The following is a 24569-nucleotide window of genomic DNA, read 5'->3' as shown; positions in this document are numbered from 1 at the left end:
CTCCATTCAGTAGCATTATAGCATATTTCTTGATTTTCTGCATTATATCCACTTCAAAAAGAAAAATAACAGAACATACAACAGACATGCACACAAAATAAATCCGAGAAACATAAATTTTACGATTTTTAGCCTTTTTGCAGCTATTTCAAGTTTTTGATTTTTCTTCAATATCGCAAGTTTTTGTTTTTCTGCTTCTGATTCAGAAATTTTTCCATTTCCAAGTTCATTATCAATAGAAAGAATTTGCTGATTCAATGTATCTTCCGAAAATCTTGCAGTAATGCCCGCTTTTTTGCTGAAAATGGCTATAACAAAATTCAGCAAAATCAGAGTGATGAGTGCTATAAGAAATAAATGCATAAAACGCAGCCTATTATTGTGAGATTTTCTTGAATCCGTTTTCAAGCTGGTCAAGCACATTCTTTATAGCTTGATAAAAATCTTCAATCGTTCTATCTGTGCCATAAGTGAAGTAAAAGCTTAACCAATTACCGGAATCTTCAAGATTTTGCATTATAAACTCAGAGCATCCGGTGGACGCCAAAACCTGCTTAAGTGCTTTTTTGTTTTCAAACTTCTTTTCGGTCTTGAAACCAAGATTTGGAGAATAATTTTCATATTCGAAATATGTCTTAAGATTGTCGTCAAGTTTTTTGTAAACTTGACCGCCATTATCAGAAAATCCTTCCGAAATCAGTTTCTCTGCAATAATACGAGAAATGACCAAATCTTTTTCTTCCCATATATTTGCAAACTCATCTGCAACTTTTGCAAGTTCAAGATTTTCTTTTGAATAAAGTTTTTCGATGATTTCCTTTTTCATAGTATCCTCCAGTTCGGTATTCGTAAGCTCTTCTATGACCGCAATATATTGACGTACAGAAATGTCAACAAATGGCCTTGTGTCAATCTTTTCAATGCATTCTGTGAGCCAGTTTTTTATGTCGTTTTTATACGAAATGCATTGGTATGGAATCTTTGCTTTTCCCAAAGAAAGTCTTGATGGATTATGTCCATCTACGGTCAAATACAGAATTTTGTAGTTGTCTTTATAATTTTTCTTCGCATAATTGTTGTATCTTTGTAACTGAGAAATCTGGTCGCCGGCATCTATTTTGTTTTCTATCAAGATGAGATAGTCTGGATTGTGGAATTTTATGGCAATGTCAAATCTTCCGCCTGTCTTTCCGTCCTCGCTTATCGCTCCGATAGACTCTTCAACAGACACTTCTGCATTTTTGGTATCAAGTTCAGTTTCTATTTTTGTCACTTTTTTTACAAAGGGCTTTAAGAAGTAGTCGCCAAGTCCGTGAACGGCTTTAGGGTCTAGAATCTCGCTCAAAAATGCCGAATGGAGACGCACTTCATTCTTTTGGACTCCCAGAATTTTGAATGTGTTGAAGCATTCGCCAGACTTTTCCTTTTCATCCTGCGCTTTTCTTGCTTTTTTGATTATAGGCTCTACTTTTTCAAGCAAGTCTTTTGTCTCTGAAAATTGCATATAATTTCCTCCGTTATGCAAGGTTTACGCCTTGAAATTATAGTATGCTCAAAGTGCTGGTAGATGGTGTCCTTTACCACTACCATTTGGATGTTTCTGACAATATCCACTTGTAAGATGATCTATTGTTCTTTCTTTATGACCGCAGTATTTGCAATAGTAATCAGATTTTATCGTTCCTTCATATAATTTGTGATGTACACTATAAGGAGCTGTTGGATGCCTATTACAATGCCCACTAAGTAATAGTTTTAAATTAATCTCTTTATGACCACAATATTCACAATAATAATATTTGATTGAGGTTTTATTGCTTTTTTCTGTCGAGGCTGAATTACTTCCTCTTGTTGAACCTGAACTTCCAGAAGTCGCTCTTTTTGAAGAAGTACTTCCACTAGATAGACTTTTACTAACTGAAGTTGTAAATATTGCAATTAATACAAATATTCCAATACCCAAAACAAGAATTGTAGTTCCGCAAACTGCTTTTCCGATTTTACTTAAAAACCATGTATATGGATTTTTAGTGATAGGAATGTCATTTACAATTCGAATTTTTCTTTTCTTACCGATTGTTGCAAAAATTGATATAAGTCCAATCAAGAAAATGATGCTACTAACTGCAGCCAATGCAATAAATACAATTTCGTTTGTTTCTGCAAATATCGGACAAAAGCAACTCGGCACTATTCCAAGTACTGTTATAAGCCAAGGCAGTTCAACGATTTTGAACCATGTCTTTGTATCTATATTTTCATACGATTCAATTTCTTTTTCATATTCAACTTTATTAGCATCTTTATACTCTCTAATTTTATCTTTTAATAAAATGCCGTCTGAATCGGGATAATTTCCTGTAAAAAGGCGAATCGTATCGATAATCCACCATATGTAAAAACCACCCATGGTGAAAAGTTGTAAAAAACCGCTTCCCCATTGTCGAAGCAAGAATCTATGAACACCAAGACAACCGAACAAAAGGCAAGTGAATGAAAGAATAAGTTTTCTCTTTATAGGATTTTGTTCTTTGTTTGATGATTTTTTTAGTGAACCATTAAATAATGAATACATTGATAAAAATGTTCTAATCTGCTCATTTAACCATTTTGAGATTTTCTCTTTTTGCGAGTTTTCTTCTAAAGATGTAAATCTCGTATCAATTTTAATTTTTTCTTGAATCTTATTTCCATTTTCGTCATCATCTAAATGTTTTAGTTTTGATACTTTTTCATTACAGTCAGATTTTAATACTCCGAAGAGAAGCTGGTTTTCATATTTTTTGTCTGTGGAAAATCCTGCGAAAAATGCAAGTTCGGTTTCATTAACTTTTACAGAAAATTTTATTCCACTTGTTCCGTTTTCTCCATAATAAGGGGTGTAGGAGTTTATTTGATATTTATTGCTTTGGAAAGCTTGAAGAGCCAACTGAATAAGATTGTAAATTTTTCTTTTTTCTAAATCGTCCATAATTTTCCTCTTATAAAATGAAAATAGGTGGACTTTTCTTGAAACACCAAGCAGCCCAGTGGCCCATCCACCTAACATTGTTTTAGACAATATGTAGTGCCACCAGGTTTGCAGAATCGAGGGTTCGGTCGTAAACTTGGAATAGAAAACAACAAGCATGACCTGCCTCATGCAAAAAGGAGCACTACAATGAACAATGTAACAGAGAACACAAAAGTAATCTATGTCGGAATTGACGTGCACAAGGACACAAATTCTTTCTGTGCTTATGACAGCCGTGAAGACAAATTATTCGCGGAGCACAAAAGCTCTTCCAAATTTGAAAACACGCTTCACTACCTGAAGAACCTTCAAAAATCAGTCGGGCAAGATGCAGTTTTTCTTATTGGATACGAGGCAGGTCCCACAGGATACGGACTTTGCAGAAAACTTCAAAAAGAAGACTTCGCCTGCGTCATTATCGCCCCATCGACAATAGCAAAGGCACCTGGTCAGAAAGTCAAGACAGACAGGATGGACGCCCGCCTTCTTGCAAAGACTCTCGCCTTCAAAACCTACAGCCCTGTCTGCCTTCCTTCTGAAAAACTTGAGGCGATAAAGGAATATACACGGGTCAGGACGGCAAAAATCACCATGCTCAAAAAAGCAAAGCAGAACCTCCTTTCTTTCCTGCTGCGAATGGGCTTGCCTTATCCTCAGAGCGGCCATTACTGGACGCAGGCTCACATGGCTTGGCTCAGGACGATGAACTTCGCTGACAAGTGGCTTCAGGAATCATTTGAGGAATATCACGCCGAAGTAATAACGCTCATGGACAAAGTTCAGAGAATTGAGGCGAAGATTCTGGAACTCTGCAAGGATGATGAAGTGAGGGAAAAAATTGATGCTCTGGTGTGCATCTCTGGAATCAGTTATGTCTCCGCTATTTCGATTGTCGCGGAAATCGGGGATTTTTCCCGTTTTTCAAAGGCGAAGTCCTTCGTAAGCTTTATAGGACTTTGTCCCGGCGAGGATTCAAGCGGAAATAGAGTACGGCACACGGCGATTACGAAAGCTGGGAATTCAAGAGTCAGAAGTCTTCTTGTTGAGTGTGCGGGAAGCCTTAGAATGCATTCTGTTGTCACGGCAAAATCAGTCAGGGTAAAAGAGCGGCAGAAAAATGCGTCCGCCGCCATCGTTTCTTACGCGGACAAGTGCACGCTCAGGCTCAGAAAAAGAATGCTTTATCTTTCCCAAAAAGGGCTCCCCTACAATCTAGTAACGACGGCGGGGGCAAGGGAGCTTGCATGTTTTGTCTGGGGAATGATGAATTTTGTTGACAACAGGAAAACTGCCTTGAACAAAATTGATGAGGGGGAGCTTTCCGACATTCAAAAAACGGTCGAGGAGTTTATTGCGCAATGAAATCAAATCACCTGCGGGATGAAACTTTCGCTAAAGATATTCTGGCGAAAAATTAACTTGTATCATAACGGAAGGAATTTGTGAGCATTTAAGGAATTATCTTCGAGCGGTTTATGAGCGGGAAACTTTTTAACTTCCTATGCTCGCAGTTAGAGAGAAAGAATTCCAGGCGGACCATTGACCTGTCGGTAAACCTGATTTTCAGGCGAATCCACGTATATCAGAATGGCCATGTGCCGATCTATCGCTTTCCTTCCGTTTTTTTTTATATTTTTTCTCAAAAGGAGTTTTTTATGTTGACAAATGGCACAACATATCAAACCGCAAACCGGCTTAACCGGTTTGTCGGCTTTGAAAACTGTGTTAGCTGTCAATTTTTTTTATAAAACTGTCAAAATTATTTTTTTGTATATCTGTTAATAATGCAGAAAAAGTTTCATTATCATGTACATATAAAATATGTCTTAATATTGTGTATGGGTTCATCGATAAAATTTTTTCATTATCATGTTTATATTTTTCTACATCTTTAATATTGCTTTCAAAAGAATCTGTTAATTGACTAATACTAAAAGTTGAATTACATCTAAGAATTTCTTGTAAAATAGCATTAGTACGATGTTCATAAAAATTATATTTTTGAAATTTTAAATTTAGAAAACTTTTAAAAGTCATTAAACTTATAATTTCGGAAGATTTTTCAGATTTATCCTCAGAAGCCTTTATTTTTTCTTCAGAGAGTTTTTCTTGTTTTTGAGTTTCATTTCTTAATCTTAAAAATTCAGAATCAGCTATTTCAAATAATGCAGCAAGTCGTTCTGCAGCTTTTGTAATTTCTGGAGACCTTTCATTTTTATAAATTATCTTATGATCAAGAGAACTCCAAGCATGTTGTATAATTGTTCGTATTTGAATTTCAACAGAAAATTTTGAAACTTTCTTATATTCATCCAAATTTAATCTCTCTTTTGATAATCTAACATCTAAATGAATTCCTTTATAGCCAAAAATATTTGAATCCTTTAGCTTTTGTGTTTTATCCGTTTTATCAATAACATCAAAATTTGCTCGAATAACTTTTTCTATTTTTTCAATTTCATCCTCATAATAACATATTATTCGAATACCAACAAAATCAGTTATCTTTTCTTTTATATCATCTATAGAAATATTGCTTTCAAATTCATCTAAATATTTTCGTTCAAATTTGTCAATGCAACTTTTTCTATCTTTTACTCTTCCTTCGATCTGAGGATTAGAAATATCATTTCCATCAAACAGAAGTGATGTTATCAAAGACTGGTACATATCTTTTGTCAAGTTAAAACTTTTGAATTATCAAAATACCATTCCTTAAACTCAGTTTTTGCCTTTTCCCATTCTTGAGAAGTCTTTTTCAATATTTTCCCTCCAACCAATTGTTATTTTTTACTAATTCGATATGCTTAGAAAAATATTTGAAAGCCTCTTCCTCATGGTCTACAACAATAATTGTTTTTCCATCAGTTACCATTTTTGATAAAAAGGCGGCGACTTTATGCATTTCATAATTATTCAAACCTCTGAATGGCTCATCAATTCCATAAATTTCTGCTGTACTTTTTAATGACTTCAAAACTTTTATTCTTATGTTTTCACCACCAGAAAGAGTGGAAGTAAGTTGACCTAATTGTAAATGTCCAAGTAAAATTTCTTGAGCTTTTTTTAATGCCTCCGTAATTTTTGGATTTTGTTTCTCGTAATAATCAACAGCTTCATCAATAGTCATATACCAAATATCAAAGAGATTCTTATCTTGAATCTTATATTTTGCTAAATCTTTATTAAACCCAGTGCCTTTACAATCCTTACAATCTACAGAAACTCTATCATCATTGTCTGTGCCATATATTAACTTACCTGTGCCTCCACAAATCGGACAAGCACCATCCGCCCCTGATACATTTGAAAAAAACAATTTATCTTTTTTGAATTTTTTTGCAAACAAATCAAGCATAGGATTAAAAACATCTAAATTTGTAGCAACAAATGAATGACTATTTCCAGACAAGGATTTCTGATTTATATATGCATATTTTTCAAAATGCTGTGGTAGATACTCTCTTAACAAAGTTGATTTTCCAACTCCAGAACTGCCTGTAATAATATTCATTCTTTGTTTAGCAATTTCAATATTTATGCCTTTATAGCCATAAACTGTATTTTCAATTTTGATTTTTTCAGTTTTATCAATTTGAAGAACTGGCAAAGAAAAATTTTCTTGTTGCGTTTTTATATACGCTTTTGTATCAATTATTGAACCACCAAATTTTCCACTTCTTTCACCCATTGAAATTATTTTTGCTGCATCATCAAAAAATACAGAATGATGATCTACAATTAAAAGGGTGTGTTTTTTGGACAGTGTTTTGACATTATTGAAAACCAAATCCTTTTCTTTTTTAGAAAGACCTGCTAATGGTTCATCAAGAATTATTAAAAGATTATTTAACTGAGAGTTAAAAACCTGAACTAATCGTAATCGCTGAAGTTCTCCGCCTGACAAAGAAGGAATAATTCGATTCAAACTCAAGTGACCTAAATTCAGTTCAACAGCTTTTGAAACAAATAAATGAACTTGATTTATTGAGAATTTCAAATTTTCACTGGATTCATTTTTTTTGACTAACTCAATCCATTGTAAGAGTTCTTTTAATGGCAAACAGTGAACTTCCCCAATGGAAAGATTTTCAACTTTATAATCACGATGTTCCGAAGAATATTTTTCGCCACAACAATCTTTACAAATTACTTGTGTGTAAAAAATCGAACTTGGCTCAAAATTTACCATCATCGGTTTTTTGAGCATTATGCCATAGTAGTTTGAAGTTCTGCTTGCTAAACGATTAACAGTTTTGTATCGTTCGGAATATTTTTTTGAACTTTGACCATATAAAATAAGTTCTTTTTCCTTTGCAGATAAATCACGAAATTTTTTTGTGTAATCAATTTTATTATCAATACAAAAATCCTTTAAAATTGCGCTGTAAAAATCTTTGTATCGAGTCCAGCATTTTATAGGGATATTTTCTACAGTCTTGTCATAATCAACAATTCTATTTATGTCCAAATCTTTTTTATATCCCAATCCATGACAAGTTTGACAAATATTTTCTTTTTTATTCAAAACAAAGAAATCATAATCTTTATTTAAAACTGTCGCAAAAATAACACATAAATACTGACTAATATTAAAATATGTTCCAATTGTTGAATGAATATTGTTATTGTTATTCATTTGTTTTATTGGAATTGATGTTATTATATTTTTATAAGAACGGACTTTATAGCGAGGTTCACTTATTGTATCAGAATACATTGAATTTAATTCATGTAAACCAATTTCAGCAACTGTATCATAAGCAAGAGAAGATTTTCCACTTCCAGATGGCCCTATAATAACATTAATTCCATTTTTAATAATCTCAACATCAATATTTTTTAGATTATTTGTTTGAATTCCTTCTACAATGATATTTTCTGACATTTTTCCTCTTTTCCAGAAATAATTCTGTATAAGTCGCTAATGAAAAATTCCAAAGTTGATTTTGCATGAGTGCAAAATCTTGTATCAAGAGAATGAATTGAATTTTCTTCTTTTTCATTTGTTGCATTTATAGGACAACCACCTCCACAAATTCCAAGAGCTTCACAATCCTGACATTCATCCTTCAAAATTGGTGAAAGTAAACTCCATTCTTTCCAAATTGAATCTGATTTTGGATCAAAATCAATTTTAGCAACATTTTGACTGAAATATTTTCTGTCTGCTAAGCAACCATGACAAATTCCTATTTCACCATTTGAAGCAATAACGATTTGAGCACCTGACGTTGCCGCACAATCAGAGAAATAAACTTGAGAACTTGTGAAAGATTTTAACTTGCGCATTATTCTATCTTCATAAATTCCAAGTTTTCTAAGTTCTTTGAACATATCAATTATAAAATTTGCAGCCGCAACATTGTATGATTCTGGTAATTTTGTATTAGAGTCAGACATCATGATATTAAATCCAAGACCTTTAATATCATACTTTTTTATCAACTCAAGCATAGCATCTTTATTTTTTATGCTTTCTTCCGTAAGCGTAATTGATAACGAAACAGGAATTTCTATAGATTTTGCCAAATCGAGTGTTTTTATTATTTTATTAAAAACCGTGTTTCCTGCAGTATCTACACGCATTTGATTAGCTTTTTCATCACAGCCATCAATCGAAATTGCAATTGCTACTTTCAATTGATGCAATCTTCTTAATCTTTCTTCGGTTAAAAGCAAACCATTTGTTACAATGGAATATTCAATGTTTTTTAAGACTGGATGAGATTCTTTTAATTCTTCAAATTTACAAACAACGAAGTCAAGTATTTCAAAATTGATTAAAGGTTCTCCACCATAGAAAATTATATTTGGTTTTCTTGATTCATCTAATGGCTGAAGTTCTAATTGTTTAACGAAATAAGCAACACCTTTTTCAGCAATTTCTTTTGTCATATTTTCTTTATGAAATTTGATTCTTTTGTCCTTGTTGTTATTTCCCAAAAAACAATATTTACAAGCCAAATTACACTGCTCTGAAAGAATAAAATAACAAATATTCACAGCAGACTCTGGGATTTTAGATTTTACAAAATCCAAAATTTTTGAATCTGTTTCATCATTCTTTATAATGATTTTATATTTTCCAAGTTCATTTATTTCATTTTTTATATCGTCTGAAATATTTTCAGAATCACTTGAAAGAAAATTTTTAATTAAGAAATATTTATCTTTTGGCAAATAAACAGGTTTCATTCTTAAAGAATTGTACAAGGCAATATCATTACCAAGACTAAAAGCATGTGTATATTTTGAAAATTTCATATATTATCCCATCCTAGACAAATTTCAAAAGTAAAATTAGGCAAGCATCTAGCACTTGGAACACAATTACATCTTCCAAATGCTATAACATCGTTTTCTGTATGTCCAAATAATTCTTCATATTGCATTATTGTAGCAACCATAATTACCACCTAAAAAAAAACCAGTTATTTTTAAGCTTCAACTCAAAAGATAACTGGCAACTTGATTTTAAGAATTCAAATTTAAATTAATTAGATATTTTCCCATTCAAATTCCATTTCTGGAATTGCTCTACAACTACAACCACAAGTACATGAATTACAAGCAACACATGCACAACGAGGCATTGATGTCACTTCTGCATTTACATTGCCAAATAGTTCCGCATATTGATTAATTGATGCACTCATATTACAAAGCCTCCCATTCCATATCCATTACAAATCCGCCAGAGCATGAACAACGACAATTGCACATACAACCTGTACACTGTGACATACACTGAGCAGCAGACATAACTTCTTCGTTGATGTTTCCAAACATCAATTCATATGAATTATCTGTTAATGAAATCATAATAGCCTACCTTTTACAAAGAGTTAAAAACTTATATATATTATATATAATATTGTCAATACCTATTATACAAACTGTCTAAAATCTTATATTATAAGGATTTAGACAGTTTGTATTTTTTAGCAAACTCTGTAACTCCTTGTAATATAAGGGTTTGTATAATTTGTAAAAGTTGTATTTTTTGTACTGATTTTTCATTTTTTTAATTTACATTTTGCGCCCCAATATGGGCATCCAGCTAACATTTGCTTAAACGGTGGCGCGGCTTGACCGCGACATCCGCTTTGAAGCTTTGTTATGTGCTATTTTTATATAGCGAGCTTTAATTCAGTAATAACGCGAGCCATATTTACAAAATCTTCATCATCGTGGAGCAAGGGAATATTATTTTCTATCGCGGTCTCGGCGATAAGCAAATCGACTGTACTGCGGATTGTAACACCTTTTCTCCGGCATTTTAAATTGAGGATTGCAGCATTTTCATAAGACTGAATGCCAAGCTTTAAGGAGTATAGGGGAATTTCGCCTAGATATGATTTGAGCGTGGAGAATTCTTTTTCGTTTTTTGAACCTTGCAGAAGTTCCTGATAAATAAACTCATTAATGCAAAACGGTTTTTCTTCGCTGATTAATGCTTCCAAATATCTTGTTCCTGCTGTTTCCCTGCCGCGAAAGAAATTTATCAGTACTGATGTATCAACAAGAATCATTGTGTGCGCCTCATAGACTTGTAGTCATATCCGTCAGCAAACTGGATTTTGCCTTTTAAGTCCGCAAGGCTTTTCTGCTTCTTTTTCTGTGTTACATCTATTGTTTCTATATACGAAATTACCATCTGAGCCTGTTCGTCATCAAGAAGAGTGAAATAATTCATGACTTTTTCTTTTAGAGCCTCTGCAACCATAATAGACCTCCGCTAACATTATTATACCATATTTTTGAGTTTTTTGCTCAAATAACTTAAAAATACTATGAAGACTTTATCTCCACTGAGGGATTATTTTTGGTTTATCAGATTCTGGCACATATTTTTCCAATTCTATCAAAAATGGATATAGGCTGTCTTCTTTATTGAATGGGTCTCTCTCATTAAAAGGAATCATCATCCAACCAAAACCTTTATCATTTTTTGATGTGATATCAATCATGACAGTAGTACACCTGTCAAGGCCGCCTTTAAATTCTATATCTAAATACTCTTCCGGGGTTTTACTTGATTCTCGGAATTTACGTTCAATAATGTCAGAATCCAATAATTCATTTAAATTTTTATACAGCCAAAAAATATATTCATTTTTTACAAAAATAGAATGTGTTGAATAAACATCATCTTCACTTCCATAATATTTAGAATCAATTATTAAATATCCTTCAATCCTTTTAAACTGACATTTTGTACGTTCGCCTCTATCTGTCATCTTAATATTCTCCAAGTCTAATGATTAGACTCAATATCATAATCTTCTCTTTTTAACTTCTCATCTTTTTCTCGTTTTTCAAATTCAGTTCTTGTCTTTTTTTTTTCTCCTCAAGCGCCCCAGTGCGGGCGTCCACATAACAACGCACTTAAACGGCGGCAAGCTTGACTTGCCGTCCGCTTTGAAGTGCATGTTATGCTATACTATATACCAAGTGGACTTACTCTACAGGAAGTTCCGTAAAACGCACATCTTTTATGCCTGCGGATTCTATCATGTTCTTTGCTATTTCCGTGCAAATTACATCAAGTTTCGTTTCTTTTAAGACAAAGATGTTATTTGATGTATCAATAAGACTAAGTTTTTCCTTTGACAGAACCAGTTTTTTTAGACCTAAAATTTTATTTCTAAATAATGTGTATTGAGATTTATCAAAATTAAAAGCTTCATATTCTGGAAAAAAAATTGTGTAATATGTGTCCCAAATAAGTTCTTTAGCCTTATAAAAAAGTTGTGTCGGAAGAATTTCGATATCTTTGTTAACTATTCTTATTACCTCCAAAAATTTTTGCGATACAAGATGTGAATCTGCTAATGGATAATCACCAGGATTGTATTTATTTGCAACGCTCATGGTTATTGGAAGTTTCAAACTTCTGTCTTTCCAATAATTGCCTTTCAAAAACTCATCTTCCCATTCACCAAAAACTTCTGGTTCACAAAATTTTGTAGTTTCTATTCCACACGGGGCAAAAGAATAATATTTCATAAAAAACTCCTAGTTAATCTAATATAAACATTTTTTCTACATTATTCATTATTGTATGGTCTTTTTTCACAGTATTCTGCATATCTGTAATAACTTTTCCCACATTTTCATTTATCCATTTTATCGTTTTTTCTTCTTGAAAAAGTTCTTTAATAGAAAGTTTTCTTTTTAAAGATTCTTGTTCTAAAGACTTAGTAATACGATCTAAGTTTGTATCCAACAAAAGGTTATATGTATTCTTATGACTTCCATTATGCCCGACAATTAACGACAGGTTTTTCTTATCATCATATAAATTTATCTTCATCGGAGGATTTTTCAAAAATTGATATTTCTTTTTTCCAATTCTTGATTTCTCTATCCAATGATGATCCTGCATTGTTTTCTTTGGACCAAAATCATTATATAGTTTTTCAATAAAGTCTAAAACTTCCTTTTGTTCTTTCTCAGGCATGACATTAATTGCTTTTGATGCCCGTTCTACATATTTATCTGGAACCATCTTTTTTAATTGTTTAGAAATATCAGAAAACGAATCACTGCTCTTCAGAGCTGATATTTCGACAGATTTGATTTCTTTTTTTTCATAAGTATCTATATTAATATTCTTTTTTCCATTTCCAAATATCTTCTCCCCAAACTCATCAATCTTGTTATTGACGAAATCAGAGGCTTTCCTTAGGTTCTCATTCGCTCCTGTAAGAACTTCGTTTATTTTGCTTCCATATTTTGAGTTGCCGGCTTTCTCAATCCATTTGTTCACCATTGCAGATGCATCGTCAATGCTTGACGTGAACTTGCTTCTGAGTATCTTGAACGCTTTCTGCACATCCTCCGCATCGAGTTTTCGCAGGATTTTCAGAACGATGTCATCAGCTCCCTTTATGATTGCCTTGCAGCCAGCTTTTACCACATCGCCAGCATACGGAACGCAGCCAATAGCAGTGAGCAGGAGAGTAACCCAAATCATTATCTCATTTACTCGTTTCTCTATGACAAGTTTTTTGAGACATGCCGTTATATCGCGTACATCACAGGCCTGTCCGACAAAAGGAATGAAGTTCAGCCCCATATCGATGAGGATTTCCGTTCCTGTCGGGTTCTCGTTGTATTCGCCCTGCAGTGCTCCCCATAATGTGTTCCAGAAAGATTTCTCATTCTCGATTTTGTCAGGATTCAATTCTGTTTCTGTCTTTTCATCCTCAACAATTTCAAAATTCCCCTGTGGGAATTCCGATTTCAATGACAGATTGTTGTTGTCTGCCATTTTCCTGCACATTAAAAGGAATTCAAATCATCAAGCCTTTTTTCATTTAATACATTATCATCATATAGGTTTAAATCATTTATTTGTTTAACAGATTTTCTAAATACTTTTCCTAAATCATCATTTTTGTATAATAATTTCTTTACATCATTTTCCATTGCTTTCCAGTCTCCCCGATTCAATGTTTGTGCCTGAGGAACCTAATTTATTTGTTCACCAGGACCGTTAAATATTTGGGTAATTATATGTCCGCCGCCTTCTTCAAACTCAAAGGTTTCTGTTTCAGCCTCAAGTCCTTCGCATTTTTGAAAGCGGGCGGTTTCAATGCCGTCAATTTCTACAGTAAATAAATATGGCGATAATTTTGAATTGTCAGGCATAGGCTCTCCGTAGTTTCTGAAAAAGATATATATATTAAATACTGCTAATTTCAAGATACGATTTTAATTCTTTTGCCTTATTTATTGCTTTGAAAAGAACATCTAATAAATTATTGCCATCAGATGTAACATAATAATCTGAAAGGTTTCGTATATCTTTACTTATATTTGTTCCCCACGGTGGCATTTTTGACAAATCATCTATATTCCAAATTAATTTATTGACGGGGAGCAGACTCAGTTCATTTCTAATAGTTTGTAATTCTTGCTCAACGAATTGGAGTTTATCAACATCAACTTTACCTTGATACAAGTCTATCATAATAGTAGGAAATTTACTTCCCCAAATATTATTCTCAAGATTGTATGCAATTGTTGAAAAAAAAGAATATAACAGTTCAGATTCTCCAATTTGATACCAATTAAATTTTACTTTCAATCCTACAGCCATGTTTTTATCTCCTAAATAAAATTTTCATATTTCCATCAGTCTTAGTATAAATATCATTGTATATTTTTTCTAAGATGTCATCATCGATATTTTGCCCTCTAACATCAATAAGAACTGTTTGTTTTGTCCCTGTTGGTAAATTATCAATTCTTTTTTTATATTGACTTACTATATTATTTATTAAATTAGTTTGTCCTCGTTTTGATGATAAATTATAATTCTTTACATCAATACTTGAAGTATTCTTATATAAGTCAGGGCGGACGCTACCTTTTGTCCCGTAAGGAACTTCTTCCCCATTTTTGAATGATTTTTGAGGCTTATAATCCTTAAATTCGTTTTCGGCTGCAATTTCAGAATTTCTCCATGACGGTCTAGGATTTTTTTTCTTTTTCAGGATTTTCTCTCCAAACTCATCAATCTTGTTATTGACGAAATCAGAGGCTTTCCTTAGGTTCTCATTCGCTCCTGTAAGAACTTCGTTTATTTTGCTTCCATATTTTGAGTTGCCGGCTTTCTCAATCCATTTGTTCACCATTGCAGATGCATCGTCAATGCTTGACGTGAACTTGCTTCTGAGTATCTTGAACGCTTTCTGCACATCCTCCGCATCGAGTTTTCGCAGGATTTTCAGAACGATGTCATCAGCTCCCTTTATGATTGCCTTGCAGCCAGCTTTTACCACATCGCCAGCATACGGAACGCAGCCAATAGCAGTGAGCAGGAGAGTAACCCAAATCATTATCTCATTTACTCGTTTTTCTATGACAAGTTTTTTGAGACATGCCGTTATATCGCGTACATCACAGGCCTGTCCGACAAAAGGAATGAAGTTCAGCCCCATATCGATGAGGATTTCCGTTCCTGTCGGGTTCTCGTTGTATTCGCCCTGCAGTGCTCCCCATAATGTGTTCCAGAAAGATTTCTCATTCTCGATTTTGTCAGGATTCAATTCTGTTTCTGTCTTTTCATCCTCAACAATTTCAAAATTCCCCTGTGGGAATTCCGATTTCAATGACAGATTGTTGTTGTCTGCCATTTTCCTGCACATTAAAAGGAATTCTTTCAGGTCTTCAAGTGGCATTGTTTCAAGGTCATGCCTGTAATCTTCATCATCATTAAGTATGGAAATGACCTCGTGCATCTGATCATAAAGTTCTAAATCATCTTCCGACAGACTCTCCATGTTGCTGGTGCAGTAACAGGCATGGGAAAACATAAAGCTGTCTATGGAGCCGTTTATGAGATTTATAGCACTGCTTCTTGTGAGCGATTCCGCTGCCATTACCTTATCCTTTCCTTCATGGCTCTTATTATGTCGGTATTGAACTCCTTCTCGGTTTTCCAGAGGTGTTTCCTTATATACTCTTCCTTTTTGAGGTAGTAGTTCATGTTGCCGAATTTCATCTCGTCTTTCGTGAGTCGGGCTTTGTCCTGCTCGTAATGCTCGTTGACAATCAGCATCCGCTCTTCTTCTTTCATTCTGCTACCATCTCCTTAAACTGAAAGGTTGAGTATTCATAAGTCCGTATTTTGTTGAACCATCTATAGTCATAGAAAAAATAGCAATATTTTCAACGAAATCTGATATAACAGTAAAATTATCAGGGAAAGATTTTATTATATTTTCTTTTAAGTCTATTAATTCCAATTTTTAATTTTTGCAGCTAATACTTTTCCAGAATAATTAAATAACTGCTTGTATTTTGGTTGTATGACCCAATCACCTTCTTTATTAAGTAAACCATACAATGAGTTTTCAGTTTCTGCAATTAAGACACCTTCTACAAATGCCTTTCCTAGACTTTTATATACAGGTGGTATTACAACTGTTTTATCGTTTTTTATCATACCAAAAAGCTTTTTATCATTATTCCAAATATAAAATCTTGCAAATCCATTTGAGAATGGGTCATACATAACTTCATACTTGACAATTTCATTTGAAATAGATTTATAGGAAAATGTGTCTGGTAGTTGTATTTTTTTTCGTTTTATTCCGTTATTATCAAAAAATAAGAAAATATAGTTAGATTTTTTGTGGGTTACAATACACTCATTATTCATTGAATATATAAAATTTGTTTTGAAGACGAGTTCACCTTTGTAATTATATAAACCATGATACTCTTTGTTTTGATCATAGATAACATTATTTCCTACATCGTAATTAACAACCATAAAAAATCCGTTATAACAATGTGTGTAACTGAGAGGTTCTGTTTTATAAGAAAAAAGTATATTACCAAAAGTATCTATAACTTCACAAGTTCCACCTTCTTCGCCCAAAACACCTAGACCGTATCCATTTGAAAAGTTTTCAATATATGTATACCGAGGATATACAATCACTTCTTTTGTGGCAGGATTAAATAATCCATATTTTTGATTATATACAAATCTAACAGGCGAATAATTGTTTAATGATTCTGTTGCATTGTTCTTTGAACATGAAATAAATAATAATGATAAACATAAGAGAAATATTTTTTTCATATATTAGAGCTTGGTAAAGTTAAGAAAATCTTTTGGATTAATGAGACCTTCTTTTTTATTGAATAACATCCATTTATTATCGATTAAAACCTGATAGTAGCCATTATCTGGATTTGATTCAATTTTTTGGCAAATTGATTTTAAGATAATATCACCGTTGGAATTTATAAATCCGTATTTTTCTGTATTAAAATCATAAAATAAAAGAATATCCTCTGTATTGTTTTTAGTAAATAAATTGATATTATCAATTAATGTAAAATTTGAATTTATTTTTTTATATTCTTTAGTTGTTATATTATACAAGAGCCAATATTCAGAATTTTCCTGGATAATCCATAAAGCAACAATATTATCTGTTACAGGTAATACATAACTATATTTTGGCTCAATTATCCAATTATTATTGTAATCAACCATTCCGACTTCTGCTTTTCTTTCCCAAATTGGATCTTCGCAAGTTTTTGAAACAATAACATATTTAGGATAAGTATAATCCATATAGGCAAATTCACATGGTAATAAAGAATTTCCATTTCTATCAATTAATCCATACAAATATGTAATTTTATATATAGGCTCATTTGGTTTTTGCATACCAATTTTTGCAACTCCATTGTAAAAATTGAAGCAAATATCATAAAGTTGATAATTTTCTAAGTAAGAATTTTTAGAAATATCATAATATGTTAATTTTTTGTTTTTTTTGATAATTTCAATATTTTCACTTATATCTAGAATGTTCTTCTCTTTAATTTTATTTCCATTTTTATCTATTAGATAAGAAATATCATTTTTACTGTCATAGGTTGAATATAACCCATATCCATAAAAACTATCGTGAACTTCGCTTAATTCAAACGTTGTAAACTTTTTTCCATGAATGTTTATTGCAATATTTGAACTTGCATTTTTATGAATATAACTAAATCCACCTTTGAACGGATATATAATACCTTCACCACAAAAAAGAACTTCTTTATTCTCATTAAAAATACCCGAATATCTTTTTCCTGTTTTTTCATCAGTCATACTGAATCTTGTAACATTTAAGTTGTTTATATCAGATGCATTTAAATAGTTTTTATTGTTACATGAACATAAGTTCAATAAAACGGCTAAAATAATAAATAAAATTTTCATTACTTTCATTTAGTTTTACCTCTATTTTCCCAATGGTAAGTATTTGAAATTACTATATCCAAGACGATCGTGCATTCCTTTTCCCGTATCTGTCATTTCTTTTAAAGTCCACCCAATTCTTGGTTCAACAACATTATCAGAAGTATAATGTGAAAAGTCTATTAATCCATCATTTCTCACATATATTACAACCATGTGTGGAGATAAAATATTTCCAGATCTTGTATGTCCATCCATTAACATTATATTCCAACCTTGTTCAGGGATTTTTTTTAACTTCGAACGATAGTATTCCATAAAAGAGTCTTTTCTTTTTCCATTATCATTCCATGAAACTTTGTAATCTATTCCTGGCCAGTCGCGGAGAATTTGCAAAAATAAGATTTAAAATAAATAGATTTAATAATAATATTAAATTTTTTTTCATTGTTTCTAGCCTCTATATCTGAAATATTGAATGTCTTTAGTTTTCTAAATCTTTTTCTAATATATAAATATCATTTAAAGTGTCATCCGCATAAATATAAAATTTATTATTAGCTAATGCGACCCAATATCCTAAATTTTTTACATATTCACCTTTTTCTTTTGATTCATCATAAATTGTAAATTGAACTTCAACAGAATATCCATCAAGTCCATTACCAAAATATCCCTTTGTACCAGTATAAGGTAATTTTTCAATTTTCTGTATAACAAAATCTTTTACGACTAAAATATTATCTCTAAAACCACCCGGTAACATAAATTCTGGATACTCTGCATTTTCTTTATCTTCATAATCATAAAAATACCCCTTCATATTTTCTGTTATATGAGTTTTATGAATTGCGTGTTCATAAGAGACCATGTGTATATATTCGGTGATAAAATCATACACTTCTTTTGTATAATCTTTTTCGCAACCGAAAATAAAACCAACCAAAAGCAGAATCAGAATTACTGCCCACATCTTATTTTTCTTCATTCCTTCCCCCTGTGTATTTGAAATATTTTATTTTAGACTTTTTTGTAAGACTTACCATCAGATTACCTCTCTAAGCTATTTCACCTGATAAACCCTTGGGATTTTTGAAATTTTTACTCAGCATTTCTTACCATTCGCATACCAATAAAACCACGTTCTAAAGGACTTGTCGGAGATAAATTTTTTTTTGTTGAAAAATAACTTATTAAATTAAAATTATCATAATTGCAATTTCTAGGAGAATACCCAACAGCATTCTTTACAGAATTAACAGGATCATCTCTACAATATTCTTTAAGCTCTCCCCAAATCCATTCTGGAGCATTAGAAAATAAATCATAAATAGATAAACCATTTGGTTTTAAACTACCAACTATTTCAGTTGAACCAGTTGTAAATGATTCGTATTCTGCTATATTTATTTTCTCTCCCCATTTATTATCTATACCTTCCTGTCCACCTAAAAGAAGATAAAAATATTCATTTATAGTCGGTAGACGATAACCATTTGCTTTTTCATTTAATTTTATTTCAGGCATTTTGGGTACATAATAAATCCATTCTCCATTTTCCTGTTTCCATTGAAAATAATTTAATTCAAACGGCAATTCTCCTTGAATATCATACGCTGGCTCATAACCTTCCTGCTCACTTCTCCAATTGCAATATTTACATGCATCATAAAAAGTTATTAATACTGCTGCGCAGTCTGGATAAGGCATTAAATTATCGTATGTAAATAGTCCTCCTGTTTTTGAATATTGTTTCAATATGCTATATTGGAAATAATCTAGATATTCTTCGAACTCCTTTCGGGTAACTTCATACTTTTGGATATAGAGATTTTTTATCTTTTTTGTTTTATCACAAAATTTTATATATTCCTGCATGTTGATATTTGAGCCTTTGACATAGACTTCATTATTTTTAGGAGAATTTGCAAAAATAAGATTTAAAATAAATAAATTTAAAAGAATTATTAATAATTTTTTCATATAATTTACTTCCTATATTTTTTTACTGGATATATTTCATATAGTTTATAATCACTTATGCCAGGATTATATTCTATAAATGGAACTCGTTTTATTAATTCATAATGTTTTATTTCTAATTTAAACCTTGGAGAATCAGTATCTTCATCTAAATGAATATATGCACCTATTCCGTAGTCATAATCTGACCTAATGAAATCCTCTTTTGACATTGCCTTTTTATTAGCTGAATAAGTTTTTGTTTCAGGATTATAATAAACATAATCAAAATACTTTTCATCGCCAGATAATTCTGAAAGTTTTCTAGACATTTTTTCAAAACTTATTACGTTACCATCTGACGCTATAAATTTTCCTTTAGCATCATTCATAAAATTTTCAACATTTTCTTCTGTAAGACCTTCATCTAGAATATATAAATTTATTATTGATGTAGCCAAGCATAAACTTCCAAAAGAAGGCGCTGTATATGGATAGCCATATTTCTCTTCTAATGGCCTTTGTTTTAAACATGCAGTCCCCAGATTTGTTTCGGGTGTCTTTACAACATCGTTAGAATATTTTACATTTTTGACTTTTTCATATCTTTCATTTAATTGGTTATATTTATCTGTTTTATTCTCTATATTGGAGTTTTTACCAAACCTTTTTTTCCATTGTATCTGTAGCCATTCCCATGCTCTGTTTGCCATATCAACTTGAACTTGAGTTTTTGTTCTATTTACATTCTGGTAATCAGTCAATAATTGCTCAAACAAACTTATTTTTTCAGGCTTATCATCATCTGGCACCTTTTTTCCTGCGGCCAGTTGAATCAGATTATACTGGTCGTCAGTAAGCTGTCCCTCATTATGAGCCTTTTCAATTATGATATGGTCAATTTTTCCCGGATTTTTGCTCCACTTATTATTTTCTGTGTCATATTCATAGCCTGCAGGTTTCATTAATGTAACAAAAGCATTGTCAATTTCAAGCCAAGCCTCCAAAGTACCTTGTCTTCCAGTTGAACCAGAGTAAACTTCGTTTCCAGATGTATCAAATACTTTTGAAATATTCCCATCATCAACCAAATCACAGGTTTCGTTTACTTTCCAGTAACTGCCAGTGGAGTCGAAGGCGTAGTCTGCGAAGTCCTTAAGTTCCTCTTCGCCGAAAATTTTCTTGATGTAATGCAGGATTCCGTACTCCGGGAATTTTTTGTAGATTTCCTCCCCGTAAGTGCCTGCAAACGACTCTATGATTTTAGTGTCGCTTAGAACTATGTCGCGAGTTTCGCCTTCAAGGGTGTCCGTGACGGCATTTCTCTTGAACTCATGGGCTAGGGTAATCGCAAGCCGAATTTCATTTTCCGGAGTGTCCTGAATAAGTTTTTCGCTTATGGCATGGCAATAAAAATCATTTATCTGATTTGTCTGTCCCAGCTGATTCTGAGACATATTATCAAAACTTATTTTTCTTTTGCCTTTGCGATATTCAGAAACGGCTTTTTGAATCTGAGCGTCACCGTGCTGTTCAAGTTTTTTGATTGATTTTTCTACTATGGTCGTATCTTTTTTTTCATCCTCAACGATTTCAAAATTCCCCTGTGGGAATTCCGATTTCAATGACAGATTGTTGTTGTCTGCCATTTTCCTGCACATTAAAAGGAATTCTTTCAGGTCTTCAAGTGGCATTGTTTCAAGGTCATGCCTGTAATCTTCATCATCATTAAGTATGGAAATGACCTCGTGCATCTGATCATAAAGTTCTAAATCATCTTCCGACAGACTCTCCATGTTGCTGGTGCAGTAACAGGCATGGGAAAACATAAAGCTGTCTATGGAGCCGTTTATGAGATTTATAGCTCTGCTTCTTGTGAGCGATTCCGCTGCCATTACCTTATCCTTTCCTTCATGGCTCTTATTATGTCGGTATTGAACTCCTTCTCGGTTTTCCAGAGGTGTTTCCTTATATACTCTTCCTTTTTGAGGTAGTAGTTCATGTTGCCGAATTTCATCTCGTCTTTCGTGAGTCGGGCTTTGTCCTGCTCGTAATGCTCGTTGATAATCAGCATCCGCTCTTCTTCTGTCATTCTGCTATCATCTCCTTAAACTGAAAGGTTCATCGAACATGTCTTGTGCCCATTCCTGCAGGGAAAGCAAATATCGCAGCTGTTCCGCATTGGCCATGCTTCGCAAATTGCTTTCTACATTGTGTTCAAATTCTGTGGCAACCTTATTCAGGAATATTTTGTACTCTTTTTCTGTGGTTTCCCAGTATTTCCCGGGAGCATACTCAACATACCGGACTTCCTCGCCGTTGTGAAGGTGAAGCGTCTCGTTGAAATTTGCCTCCATTTCAAGCTCATCAACGGATTCATTTATGCGTCCTTCTGAATACTGCTGAACATGGGTGAGCTCATGCTCAACGATTTGGTCGGTTTCAGTCGAGCCCGGATTATACTTGCTTTTTCTTATGTGGATTCTGTTTTCGACGGCAAAGCCCAGAAGTGCAGGACTTAATATGAATTTGTAATCCGGGTCAAGGTAAATCATAGTATCCTTGAGCTTTGTATCGTGTCGTAACTCAAAGTCGTTCTTTGTCTGCTCGTCAAGTGGGATTATTTGTGAGGGAGTTGAAGACTTTCTTGTTTTCCTGCGTTCTCCAGCTTTGGTAACGAAAGAAAAGATTTTTTAGTAGAGCTATTACATTCCATTTGCTAACCGATATATTGATATCATAATTATAACTTTCTTTTATTTTTGTAAATCAAATTTTATATCGCCCCCCCCACGCCACGTGGCGTGTGAGCATAACAACGCACTTAAACGGCGGCAAGCTTGACTTGCCGTCCGCTTTGAAGTGCATGTTATGCTATACTATATACCAAGTGGACTTACTCTATAGGAAGTTCCGTAAAACGCACATCTTTTATGCCTGCGGATTCTATCATGTTCTTTGCTATTTCCGTGCAAATTACATCAAGTTTCGTTTCTTTTAAAACAAAGATATTATTTGTTTTATCAACGAGAAAAAGTTTTTCTTTTGAAAGAAATAGTTTATCAATTAAGCAAACTCCTTCGCCATCTATACCAGTGTCATATTCGGATTTTTTAAAATTAAAGGCATCATATTCGGGAAATAAAATTGTGTAATATGTGTCCCAAATCGGTTCTTTAGCCTTATAAAAAAGTTGTGTTGGAAGCACTTCCAAATCTTTATTTAGCTGTTTTATTATGTTTAAAAGTTTTTGTGATACAAGATGTGAATCTGCTAATGGATAATCACCAGGATTGTATTTATTTGCAACGCTCATGGTTATTGGAAGTTTCAAACTTCTGTCTTTCCAATAATTGCCTTTCAAAAACTCATCTTCCCATTCACCAAAAACTTCTGGTTCACAAAATTTTGTAGTTTCTATTCCACACGGGGCAAAAGAATAATATTTCATAAAAAACTCCTAGTTAATCTAATATAAACATTTTTTCTACATTATTCATTATTGTATGGTCTTTTTTCACAGTATTCTGCATATCTGTAATAACTTTTCCCACATTTTCATTTATCCATTTTATCGTTTTTTCTTCTTGAAAAAGTTCTTTAATAGAAAGTTTTCTTTTTAAAGATTCTTGTTCTAAAGACTTAGTAATACGATCTAAGTTTGTATCCAACAAAAGGTTATATGTATTCTTATGACTTCCATTATGCCCGACAATTAACGACAGGTTTTTCTTATCATCATATAAATTTATCTTCATCGGAGGATTTTTCAAAAATTGATATTTCTTTTTTCCAATTCTTGATTTCTCTATCCAATGATGATCCTGCATTGTTTTCTTTGGACCAAAATCATTATATAGTTTTTCAATAAAGTCTAAAACTTCCTTTTGTTCTTTCTCAGGCATGACATTAATTGCTTTTGATGCCCGTTCTACATATTTATCTGGAACCATCTTTTTTAATTGTTTAGAAATATCAGAAAACGAATCACTGCTCTTCAGAGCTGATATTTCGACAGATTTGATTTCTTTTTTTTCATAAGTATCTATATTAATATTCTTTTTTCCATTTCCAAATATCTTCTCCCCAAACTCATCAATCTTGTTATTGACGAAATCAGAGGCTTTCCTTAGGTTCTCATTCGCTCCTGTAAGAACCTCGTTTATTTTGCTTCCATATTTTGAGTTGCCGGCTTTCTCAATCCATTTGTTCACCATTGCAGATGCATCGTCAATGCTTGACGTGAACTTGCTTCTGAGTATCTTGAACGCTTTCTGCACATCCTCCGCATCGAGTTTTCGCAGGATTTTCAGAACGATGTCATCAGCTCCCTTTATGATTGCCTTGCAGCCAGCTTTTACCACATCGCCAGCATACGGAACGCAGCCAATAGCAGTGAGCAGGAGTTTTTATTCTTGGCTTGAGGATTCGAGTTTTATTTTTTCTTCTTCAAACCATGAATTATAATTATCGAATACAGAAACATCATCTGTTGTTTGATTATCATATTTGTAGTCTGCATTGAATTTTTTTGTTTTTGGTTCATACACAAGTTTCATAAGTTTTGGTATAGGTTGATTATATTTTTCACAAAGAGTTTGTATTTTTTTTACATTGTCATTTAAAACTTTTAAGACTTGTCTTTGACAATCAATTGAAACATCGAATTCTGTTTGTAATCCTGCATTATTTAATTTGCTACATTTATATAAACAATTGTTTAGACTATAAAAATGTTGTGTTAAAATTAATCCTTCATTCGCAGCGTATACAAATACTTTATCTGCAACTCCGCATGAATATTCATTACAAATATCAACCATATCAGTCTGTATCTCTGTAAATTCATCTTCAAACATTTTCTAT

Annotated in this window: 31 protein-coding genes; 1 reads left to right on the top strand and 30 read right to left on the bottom strand. The window is 32.7% G+C overall.

All coding sequences use genetic code 11. The features are described 5' to 3' along the window. Positions 1-42 precede the first annotated feature (42 nt). Genes TRESU_RS03940 through TRESU_RS14645 form a run of 3 tightly spaced genes read right to left on the bottom strand, consistent with a single transcriptional unit; the run spans position 43 to position 2971 of the window. Positions 43-363, bottom strand: a complete 321-nt coding sequence (locus tag TRESU_RS03940) for a hypothetical protein (RefSeq protein ID WP_013701007.1) — start codon at positions 361-363, stop codon at positions 43-45. Between the two features lie 13 nt (positions 364-376). Continuing rightward, positions 377-1504 carry a PDDEXK-like family protein gene (locus tag TRESU_RS03935; protein WP_013701006.1) on the bottom strand — a complete coding sequence of 376 codons (1128 nt, stop codon included), beginning with the start codon at positions 1502-1504 and terminating at the stop codon, positions 377-379. Positions 1505-1552: 48 nt separating this feature from the next. Beyond that, complete coding sequence (locus TRESU_RS14645; protein WP_169309739.1) at positions 1553-2971, bottom strand: TM2 domain-containing protein; 1419 nt, start codon at positions 2969-2971, stop codon at positions 1553-1555. 96 nt (positions 2972-3067) lie between these two features. Between TRESU_RS14645 and TRESU_RS03925 the strand changes: the two genes are divergently transcribed. After that, on the top strand, positions 3068-4375 hold the full coding sequence (locus tag TRESU_RS03925; RefSeq protein WP_245535699.1) for an IS110 family RNA-guided transposase: 1308 nt from the start codon (positions 3068-3070) through the stop codon (positions 4373-4375). Positions 4376-4738: 363 nt separating this feature from the next. Here TRESU_RS03925 and TRESU_RS03920 read toward each other — a convergent pair whose 3' ends face one another. From TRESU_RS03920 to TRESU_RS03810, 27 genes are all read right to left on the bottom strand, one after another. Next, positions 4739-5683 carry a GTP pyrophosphokinase gene (locus TRESU_RS03920; RefSeq protein WP_169309738.1) on the bottom strand — a complete coding sequence of 315 codons (945 nt, stop codon included), beginning with the start codon at positions 5681-5683 and terminating at the stop codon, positions 4739-4741. An 88-nt stretch (positions 5684-5771) separates the two neighbouring features. Further along, positions 5772-7901, bottom strand: coding sequence for an ATP-binding cassette domain-containing protein (locus TRESU_RS03915; RefSeq protein ID WP_013701004.1), 2130 nt, complete (start codon positions 7899-7901; stop codon positions 5772-5774). Continuing rightward, the gene (locus tag TRESU_RS03910) at positions 7880-9280 is read right to left on the bottom strand and encodes a FibroRumin system radical SAM peptide maturase (RefSeq protein ID WP_013701003.1); all 1401 of its coding nucleotides are present in this window, start codon (positions 9278-9280) and stop codon (positions 7880-7882) included. Before TRESU_RS03910 ends, TRESU_RS03915 begins: the two co-directional genes overlap by 22 nt. Further along, entirely contained in the window at positions 9277-9423 is a 147-nt protein-coding gene (locus TRESU_RS15090) for a hypothetical protein (RefSeq protein ID WP_013701002.1), read from the bottom strand. The genes TRESU_RS03910 and TRESU_RS15090 overlap by 4 nt, the downstream gene beginning before the upstream one ends. Positions 9424-9513: 90 nt before the next feature. Continuing rightward, positions 9514-9672 carry a FibroRumin family radical SAM-modified Cys-rich RiPP gene (locus TRESU_RS14640; protein ID WP_013701001.1) on the bottom strand — a complete coding sequence of 53 codons (159 nt, stop codon included), beginning with the start codon at positions 9670-9672 and terminating at the stop codon, positions 9514-9516. Position 9673: 1 nt separating this feature from the next. Continuing rightward, positions 9674-9838 (bottom strand): FibroRumin family radical SAM-modified Cys-rich RiPP, encoded by a 165-nt coding sequence (locus tag TRESU_RS15905; RefSeq protein WP_013701000.1) that lies wholly within the window; start codon positions 9836-9838, stop codon positions 9674-9676. A gap of 308 nt (positions 9839-10146) precedes the next feature. Next, positions 10147-10548, bottom strand: coding sequence for a type II toxin-antitoxin system VapC family toxin (vapC, locus tag TRESU_RS03905; RefSeq protein ID WP_013700999.1), 402 nt, complete (start codon positions 10546-10548; stop codon positions 10147-10149). Next, positions 10545-10742: a hypothetical protein gene (locus TRESU_RS03900; protein WP_013700998.1), complete on the bottom strand. Its 198-nt coding sequence runs from the start codon at positions 10740-10742 to the stop codon at positions 10545-10547. The genes vapC and TRESU_RS03900 overlap by 4 nt, the downstream gene beginning before the upstream one ends. A gap of 76 nt (positions 10743-10818) precedes the next feature. Next, positions 10819-11256: a hypothetical protein gene (locus TRESU_RS03895; RefSeq protein WP_013700997.1), complete on the bottom strand. Its 438-nt coding sequence runs from the start codon at positions 11254-11256 to the stop codon at positions 10819-10821. 220 nt (positions 11257-11476) lie between these two features. Next, positions 11477-12025, bottom strand: a complete 549-nt coding sequence (locus TRESU_RS03890) for an imm11 family protein (RefSeq protein ID WP_041611957.1) — start codon at positions 12023-12025, stop codon at positions 11477-11479. A gap of 13 nt (positions 12026-12038) precedes the next feature. After that, positions 12039-13292: an AHH domain-containing protein gene (locus TRESU_RS03885; RefSeq protein ID WP_041611956.1), complete on the bottom strand. Its 1254-nt coding sequence runs from the start codon at positions 13290-13292 to the stop codon at positions 12039-12041. An 11-nt stretch (positions 13293-13303) separates the two neighbouring features. Then, positions 13304-13450 (bottom strand): hypothetical protein, encoded by a 147-nt coding sequence (locus TRESU_RS14875; RefSeq protein WP_169309737.1) that lies wholly within the window; start codon positions 13448-13450, stop codon positions 13304-13306. A gap of 42 nt (positions 13451-13492) precedes the next feature. Further along, positions 13493-13672, bottom strand: a complete 180-nt coding sequence (locus TRESU_RS03880; protein WP_041611954.1) for a phage tail protein — start codon at positions 13670-13672, stop codon at positions 13493-13495. Between the two features lie 34 nt (positions 13673-13706). After that, positions 13707-14123, bottom strand: a complete 417-nt coding sequence (locus TRESU_RS03875) for an immunity 70 family protein (RefSeq protein ID WP_013700995.1) — start codon at positions 14121-14123, stop codon at positions 13707-13709. A 4-nt stretch (positions 14124-14127) separates the two neighbouring features. Continuing rightward, a complete protein-coding gene (locus TRESU_RS14120) occupies positions 14128-15408 on the bottom strand; it encodes a hypothetical protein (protein ID WP_013700994.1) in 1281 nt (426 codons plus the stop codon). Beyond that, positions 15408-15605, bottom strand: a complete 198-nt coding sequence (locus TRESU_RS03865; RefSeq protein ID WP_013700993.1) for a hypothetical protein — start codon at positions 15603-15605, stop codon at positions 15408-15410. The genes TRESU_RS14120 and TRESU_RS03865 overlap by 1 nt, the downstream gene beginning before the upstream one ends. Before the next feature lie 159 nt (positions 15606-15764). Further along, positions 15765-16619, bottom strand: a complete 855-nt coding sequence (locus TRESU_RS03860) for a WG repeat-containing protein (protein ID WP_013700992.1) — start codon at positions 16617-16619, stop codon at positions 15765-15767. Positions 16620-16622: 3 nt separating this feature from the next. Further along, on the bottom strand, positions 16623-17771 hold the full coding sequence (locus TRESU_RS03855; protein WP_013700991.1) for a WG repeat-containing protein: 1149 nt from the start codon (positions 17769-17771) through the stop codon (positions 16623-16625). Between the two features lie 12 nt (positions 17772-17783). Continuing rightward, positions 17784-18137, bottom strand: a complete 354-nt coding sequence (locus TRESU_RS03850; RefSeq protein WP_148228249.1) for a hypothetical protein — start codon at positions 18135-18137, stop codon at positions 17784-17786. 88 nt (positions 18138-18225) lie between these two features. Then, the gene (locus tag TRESU_RS03845) at positions 18226-18729 is read right to left on the bottom strand and encodes a hypothetical protein (RefSeq protein WP_013700990.1); all 504 of its coding nucleotides are present in this window, start codon (positions 18727-18729) and stop codon (positions 18226-18228) included. A gap of 113 nt (positions 18730-18842) precedes the next feature. Beyond that, on the bottom strand, positions 18843-19724 hold the full coding sequence (locus TRESU_RS03840; RefSeq protein ID WP_013700989.1) for a formylglycine-generating enzyme family protein: 882 nt from the start codon (positions 19722-19724) through the stop codon (positions 18843-18845). 5 nt (positions 19725-19729) lie between these two features. After that, a complete protein-coding gene (locus tag TRESU_RS03835) occupies positions 19730-21598 on the bottom strand; it encodes a hypothetical protein (protein ID WP_013700988.1) in 1869 nt (622 codons plus the stop codon). Then, on the bottom strand, positions 21598-21795 hold the full coding sequence (locus tag TRESU_RS03830) for a hypothetical protein (protein WP_013700962.1): 198 nt from the start codon (positions 21793-21795) through the stop codon (positions 21598-21600). Before TRESU_RS03830 ends, TRESU_RS03835 begins: the two co-directional genes overlap by 1 nt. 7 nt (positions 21796-21802) lie before the next feature. Beyond that, positions 21803-22324: an eCIS core domain-containing protein gene (locus TRESU_RS03825; RefSeq protein ID WP_245535724.1), complete on the bottom strand. Its 522-nt coding sequence runs from the start codon at positions 22322-22324 to the stop codon at positions 21803-21805. A gap of 275 nt (positions 22325-22599) precedes the next feature. Beyond that, complete coding sequence (locus tag TRESU_RS03820; RefSeq protein ID WP_013700987.1) at positions 22600-23154, bottom strand: imm11 family protein; 555 nt, start codon at positions 23152-23154, stop codon at positions 22600-22602. A 13-nt stretch (positions 23155-23167) separates the two neighbouring features. Continuing rightward, positions 23168-24067 (bottom strand): AHH domain-containing protein, encoded by a 900-nt coding sequence (locus TRESU_RS03815; RefSeq protein ID WP_013700986.1) that lies wholly within the window; start codon positions 24065-24067, stop codon positions 23168-23170. Positions 24068-24112: 45 nt separating this feature from the next. After that, a complete protein-coding gene (locus tag TRESU_RS03810) occupies positions 24113-24562 on the bottom strand; it encodes a hypothetical protein (RefSeq protein ID WP_013700985.1) in 450 nt (149 codons plus the stop codon). Between the last annotated feature and the right edge of the window lie 7 nt (positions 24563-24569).

This window comes from Treponema succinifaciens DSM 2489 (genome assembly GCF_000195275.1).
GTDB lineage: Bacteria > Spirochaetota > Spirochaetia > Treponematales > Treponemataceae > Treponema_D > Treponema_D succinifaciens.
This window is presented reverse-complemented; position numbering and strand designations above follow the sequence as displayed.